The following is a 6,438-nucleotide window of genomic DNA, read 5'->3' on the forward strand; positions in this document are numbered from 1 at the left end:
CTGGGGGCTGCGCCCCCAGACCCCGCTTCGGCCTGAAGTGCCTCGTCCTCAATCGCCGGACGGGCTGCTTTCACTGAGCGTGCCTCGAAAGTGGCCGGGCGCTCCTCCCCCGACCCGTACACCGTCAGGATCTCGTTCGTCGACGTGTCCCGCACGGCGTTGAACCAGCGGCGGCAGCCCGCCGCGTGGGTCCAGCGCTCGGCGAAGGGGCCCTTCGCGTTGTCGCGGAAGAAGAGGTAGCGGGCCCACTCCTCGTCGGTGAGGGGCGCCGGGTCCTCCGGGTACGGCACATGGGCCTGGCCGCCGTAGTGGAACTCCGCCTCGTCGCGGGGCCCGCACCACGGGCAGGGGATCAGCAGCATGGATCGGCTCCCAAGACTTCCAGTGGTCCTAGTGGGCCACCGCGGCCGCGCCGTGCTCGTCGACGAGCGCGCCGGTGGTGAAACGGTCGAGCGAGAAGGGGGCGTTCAGCGGATGCGGTGTGTCGTGGGCGATGGTGTGGGCGTAGACCCAGCCGACGCCCGGGGTGGCCTTGAAACCGCCGGTTCCCCAGCCGCAGTTGAGATAGAGGTTGTCCACCGGGCTGAGGCCGATGATGGGTGAGGCGTCGGGGCTGACGTCGACGATGCCGCCCCAGGTGCGCAGGACGTGGGCGCGGGCGAAGACCGGGAAGAGCTCCAGTGCCGCGGACATCTGATCCCGGATGATGTGGAAGGCACCGCGCTGGGTGTACGAGTTGTACGCGTCGACGCCCGCCCCCATCACCAGCTCACCCTTGTGAGCCTGGCTGACGTACACATGGACCGCGTTGGACATGACCACCGTCGGGTGCATCGGTTCCAGCAGCTCCGACACGAGTGCCTGCAACGGGTGACTCTGGAGGGGGAGGTCGATGCCCGCCATGGCGGCCAGGACCGAGGTGTGGCCCGCCGAGCAGAGCGCGACCTTGCCCGCCGCGATCGGTCCCCGGGTCGTCTGAACTCCGACCACCCGGTTGCCCACCACGTCCAGGCCGGTGACCTCGCAGTTCTGGATGATGTCGATTCCGGCGGCGTCGGCGGAGCGGGCGAGGCCCCATGCCACGTGGTCGTGCTTGGCGATGCCGGCGCGCGGCTGGTAGGTGGCGCCCAGGACCGGGTAGCGGACGTCCGGGGAGATGTTGACGATCGGGCAGACGTCCTTGACCCCGTCCGCGTCCAGCCATTCTGCGTCCACACCGTTGAGGCGGTTGGCCTCGACGCGGCGCACGCTGTCGCGAACGTCCTGGAGGCTGTGGGCGAGGTTCAGTACGCCGCGCTGGGAGAAGAGGATCGGATAGTCGAGCTCGTCCGCCAGGCCTTCCCACAGCTTGAGGGCGTGCTCGTAGATGCCGGCGCTCTCGTCCCAGAGGTAGTTGGAGCGGATGATCGTGGTGTTGCGGGCCATGTTGCCGCCCGCCAGCCAGCCCTTCTCCAACACGGCGACGTTGGTGATGCCGTGGTTCTTCGCCAGGTAGTGGGCGGTGGCCAGGCCGTGCCCGCCGCCGCCCACGATGATGACGTCGTAGGAGCGCTTCGGCTCGGGGTTGCGCCAGAGCCGGTCCGGATGTTCGGGGAGCGCGGCGCCGGGGGTGCGGGGGCTCATCGGGCGTCTCCGTTGTCGGACAGGTGGGGGTAGAGCGGGTGCTTGGCGGCCAGGGCCTCGGTGCGGGAGCGCAGGGCGCCCACGTCCGGCTCCGGCTGGAGGGCGAGGGCGATCACGTCGGCGACCTCGGCGAAGTCGTCCTCGGTGAAGCCGCGGGTGGCCAGGGCCGGGGTGCCGATGCGCAAGCCCGAGGTGACCATGGGCGGGCGCGGGTCGAAGGGCACGGCGTTGCGGTTGACGGTGATGCCGACCTCGTGGAGCAGGTCCTCGGCCTGGCGGCCGTCCAGCTCGGAGTCGCGCAGGTCGACCAGGACGAGGTGGACGTCCGTGCCTCCGGTCAGCACCTTCACCCCGGCCGCCGACGCGTCCGCCTGGGTGAGGCGTTCGGCGAGGATGCGGGAGCCGGCGAGGGTGCGGGCCTGGCGTTCGGCGAACTCCGGTGACGCGGCGACCTTGAACGACACCGCCTTCGCGGCGATGACGTGCTCCAGGGGGCCGCCCTGCATGCCGGGGAACACCGCCGAGTTGATCTTCTTCGCGAGGTCGGCCTCATTGGTGAGGATGACGCCGCCGCGCGGACCGCCGAGCGTCTTGTGCGTGGTCGTGGTCGTGACGTGGGCGTGCGGTACGGGGCTGGGGTGCAGTCCCGCCGCCACCAGACCCGCGAAGTGGGCCATGTCGACCATGAGCAGGGCGCCCACCTCGTCGGCGATCCGGCGGAAGGCCGCGAAGTCCAGTTGCCTCGGGTACGCCGACCAGCCGGCGATGATCATCTTGGGGCGGTGTTCCTTGGCGAGCCGTTCGACCTCGTCCATGTCGACGAGGTGGTCCGTCTCGGACACGTGGTACGGCACGACGTTGAGCATCTTGCCGCTGTAGTTGAGGCGCATGCCGTGCGTGAGATGCCCGCCGTGCGCGAGGTCGAGGCCGAGGACGGTGTCGCCGGGCCGCAGCAGGGCGAAGAAGACGGCGGTGTTCGCCTGGGCTCCCGAGTGCGGCTGCACATTGGCGAAGCCGGCGCCGAAGAGGGTCTTGATCCGCTCGATGGCCAGCCGCTCGGTGACGTCGACGTGTTCGCAGCCGCCGTAGTAGCGCCGGCCCGGGTATCCCTCGGCGTACTTGTTGGTCGCGACCGAGCCCTGCGCCTCCATCACGGCCAAGGGCGCGAAGTTCTCGGAGGCGATCATCTCCAGGGTGGACTGCTGGCGGTGCAGCTCGGCGCGGAGCGCGGCGTGCACCTCGGGGTCCAGCTCTGCCAGGGAGGTGTTGAGCACGTTCATACGGCGTTCGCGTTCCTCTCGGCGGCCTCGACGACATTCGCGAGCAGCATGGCCCGGGTCATGGGGCCCACTCCCCCGGGCATCGGCGCGAGCCACCCGGCGACCTCGGCGGAGGCCGGGTGGATGTCACCCACCAGCCCCTGGTCGGTGCGGGTGATGCCGACGTCCAGGACGGCCGCGCCCGGGCGCAGCATGTCCTTGGTGATCAGTCCGGGCGAGCCGGCGGCCGCGACGACGATGTCCGCCTCGCGTACGTGCCAGGCAAGGCCCTTGGTTCCGGTGTGGCAGAGGGTGACGGTGGCGTTCTCGGACCTGCGAGTGAGGAGGAGTCCGATGGGCCGTCCGACGGTGATGCCCCGGCCGATCACGCACACCCGCGCTCCGGCGAGCGGCACGTCGTGGCGGCGGAGCAGTTCGACGATGCCGCGCGGGGTGCACGGCAGCGGTGCCTCGACGCCGAGGACGAGCCGGCCGAGGCTGACGGGATGCAGTCCGTCGGCGTCCTTGGCCGGGTCCATCCGTTCCAGTACGGCGTTGGCGTCGAGGTGGCGCGGCAGCGGCAGTTGGACGATGTAGCCGGTGCAGGCGGGGTCGGCGTTGAGCTCGTCGATCGTCTCCTCGACCTGCCGCTGCGAGGCGTCGGCGGGCAGCTCCCGGCGGATGGAGGCGATACCCACCTGGGCGCAGTCGCGGTGCTTGCCGCCGACGTAGGCGCGACTGCCCGGGTCGTCACCGACCAGGACGGTACCGAGCCCCGGCGCCCGACCGCCGGTGGCGGTCAACTTGGCCACGCGATCGGTGAGTTCCTGGCGGATTGCGGCGGCGGCGGCCTTGCCGTCAAGGAGTTGTGCGGTCACTTGGGGAGCTCCTTCCAACGAGGTCGGCACTGAACGTGCCCCAAAGGGGCGCGGGGCTGTGTCGATCAGCGGCTCTGCCGCGGGGCGCGACCAGCCACAACGCAGCCGCAGACGAAAACTCAGCCACGAAGACGGGACATCGCCGGATCGAACAACGGCTCTTCGGCCACGACCGCCTCGACGGACTGGTCGAAGTACCCGATGTGCACGACGGTCCCCGGAGCGGCAAGCTCCGCCGGAAGCCAGGCATAGGCGATGCCCTTGCCGATCGTGTAGCCAAAAGCCGCACTGGTGACGTAACCCACCGCACAGTCCCCGTCGTACACCGGCTCCTTGCCCATGACGACCGCCCTCGGGTCATCGATCGTGAGGCAGGTCAGTCGACGCCGCACATCCGCCTTGCGCCGCTCCAACGCCGCCTTGCCGATGAAGTCCTCCTTGTCGAGCTTGACGGCGAAGCCGACCCCGGCCTCGTACGGGTCGTGTTCATAGGTCATGTCCGTGCCGAAGGAGCGGTAGCCCTTCTCCAGCCGGAGGCTGTTGAACGCACCCCGCCCGGCCACGATGCCGCCCAGCGGCTCGGCCGCCCGCCGCAGCGTGTCCCACAGCTTCTGGCCCAGGTCGGCGGTGGTGTACAGCTCCCAGCCGAGCTCACCGACGTACGACAGACGCATCGCGGTGACGGGGACGGAGCCGATGTGGGCGCGCTTGGCGCGGAAGTACTTCAGGCCGGTCGCCGAGAAGTCGGCGTCGGTGAGCGGCTGGAGGACGTCGCGGGCGCGCGGTCCCCACAGGCCGATGCAGCAGGTGCCGGGGGTGATGTCGCGGACCTGGACCGTGCCGTCGGCGGGGAGGTGACGGGTGAACCAGTCGAGGTCCAGGTTGCCGTTGGCGCCGACCTGGAAGAGGTCGGGGGCCAGCCGGGCGACGGTGATGTCGCTGCGGATGCCGCCGTCGTGGTCGAGGAGCAGGGTGTACGTCACCGAGCCGACGGACTTGGCGACCTTGCCGGTGCACAACCGCTCCAGGAACTCGCCGGCACCGCGCCCGCTGACCTCCAGTCGCTTGAGGGCCGTCATGTCGTACATCGCGACGGTCTCGCGGGTGGTCTGGGCCTCGGCGCCGACGATGGGCGACCAGTACTGCGCAGCCCAGTCGTTGGGGGTGACGATGGAACGGCCTTCGACCAGGCCCGCGTTGGCTTCGTACCACTGAGGCCGCTCCCAGCCGTTCGCTTCCAGGAAGAAGGCGCCCAGCTCCTGCTGGCGGGCGTGGAAGGGGCTCATGCGGATCGGGCGCGGGTCCCCCGACGGCTGGAGGGGGTGCAGGATGTCGTAGACCTCGACGAAGTTCTGGCAGTCGCGGGCCAGTACGTACTCCGGCGAGAGCTGGTGCGGTTCAAAGCGGTTGACGTCGCACTCGTGCAGGTCGAACGAGGAGCAGCAGCCGTCGACCAGCCACTCGGCCATGGCCCTCCCGACGCCCGCGGAATGCGTGACCCAGACGGCCTCGGCGACCCAGAAGCCCTTGACGTCCGGGGACTCGCCGAGCAGCGGCAGGCCGTCGGTGGTGAAGGAGAACAGGCCGTTGATGCCCTCCTCCACCTTGGCGTCCTGCGTCGCGGGGAGCAGTGACTGCGTCTCGCTCCAGGCCTCCTCGAAGTCCTCCTCGGTGAACTTCAGGACGGAGGGCATCTCCTCGGCCTCGTCCACGGAGAGGATGTCGTCGGCGGAGATCGGCATCGGGCGGTGGCCGTAGTAGCCGATGCCCAGGCCGTCGAAGCGGTCGCGGTAGTAGAGGTCGGCGTCCTGGTGGCGCAGGATCGGGCGGACCGCCTCCTGCGTCTGGCCCGCCAGGGCCGGTACCGGGCCCGTCCAGGCGAGCTGGTGGCCGAGCGGTGTGAGCGGGAGGTTCATGCCGACCATGCGGGCGATCTTCGGGCCCCAGATGCCGGCGCAGCACACGACGATGTCGGCGGGGATCTCGCCCTGGTCGGTGAGAACGCCGGTCACCTCGCCCTCGGCCCGCTGGACGTCGAGGACTTCGTGGCGCGCGAGGAAGCGCACGCCGCGCTCGGTGGCCCGGCGGATCTGCGCCTCGACGGCGAGGACGGCCTTCGCGAGGCCGTCCGTCGGCACGAGGAGACCGGCGAGGACCTTGTCCGGGTTGACGAGCGGGTGCTGTTCGAGGCACTCCTCGGTGTTCAGCAGCCGGGACTCGATGCCCCAGGAGGCGAGCCAGCCGTGGCGCCGCTGCAGTTCGACGACGCGCTCCGGGCTGGTGGCCACCTCCAGGCCGCCGACCTGGAGGAAGCAGGGCTGCCCGTCCACGTCGAGCGAGCAGAACTTCTCGACGGTGTAACGGGCCATCTCGGTCATGGTCTTGGAGGGGTTGGTCTGGAAGACCAGGCCCGGGGCGTGCGACGACGATCCCCCGGTGGCGGGCAGCGGGCCCTGGTCGACCACGGTCACTTCGGTCCAGCCTCGTGCGGAGATCTCGTCGGCGAGCGCTGCCCCCACGACGCCCGCTCCGATGATGACCACCCGGGGTCCCGCCATCGCCGCACCTCCGACGTTGAAAGCGTCCAGTTGCTGTCTGCGCAACAAGGTTCAAGTTGCGCAACTCAATGTGCCCGCCGTGAATCGGCGTGTCAAGGGGTCCGAGACACCGGAAAAACG

5 protein-coding genes are annotated in these 6,438 nt (G+C 70.1%); all 5 read right to left on the reverse strand.

Annotation, left to right across the window (positions count from 1 at the left end):
* A partial coding sequence (locus ACFTZL_RS38880) for a sarcosine oxidase subunit delta (RefSeq protein ID WP_382593394.1) occupies nucleotides 1-362 on the reverse strand: 362 nt, incomplete at its 3' end.
* Between the two features lie 28 nt (nucleotides 363-390).
* Nucleotides 391-1,623 carry a sarcosine oxidase subunit beta family protein gene (locus tag ACFTZL_RS38885; protein ID WP_382593397.1) on the reverse strand — a complete coding sequence of 411 codons (1,233 nt, stop codon included), beginning with the start codon at nucleotides 1,621-1,623 and terminating at the stop codon, nucleotides 391-393.
* Nucleotides 1,620-2,903 carry a serine hydroxymethyltransferase gene (gene glyA / locus ACFTZL_RS38890; protein ID WP_382593400.1) on the reverse strand — a complete coding sequence of 428 codons (1,284 nt, stop codon included), beginning with the start codon at nucleotides 2,901-2,903 and terminating at the stop codon, nucleotides 1,620-1,622. The genes ACFTZL_RS38885 and glyA overlap by 4 nt, the downstream gene beginning before the upstream one ends.
* Nucleotides 2,900-3,760 (reverse strand): bifunctional methylenetetrahydrofolate dehydrogenase/methenyltetrahydrofolate cyclohydrolase, encoded by an 861-nt coding sequence (locus ACFTZL_RS38895; protein WP_382593403.1) that lies wholly within the window; start codon nucleotides 3,758-3,760, stop codon nucleotides 2,900-2,902. Before ACFTZL_RS38895 ends, glyA begins: the two co-directional genes overlap by 4 nt.
* Before the next feature lie 119 nt (nucleotides 3,761-3,879).
* The gene (locus tag ACFTZL_RS38900; RefSeq protein ID WP_382593406.1) at nucleotides 3,880-6,318 is read right to left on the reverse strand and encodes an FAD-dependent oxidoreductase; all 2,439 of its coding nucleotides are present in this window, start codon (nucleotides 6,316-6,318) and stop codon (nucleotides 3,880-3,882) included.
* Between the last annotated feature and the right edge of the window lie 120 nt (nucleotides 6,319-6,438).

The organism is Streptomyces sp. NPDC056948 (assembly GCF_042674225.1).
Lineage (GTDB): Bacteria > Actinomycetota > Actinomycetes > Streptomycetales > Streptomycetaceae > Streptomyces > Streptomyces purpurascens.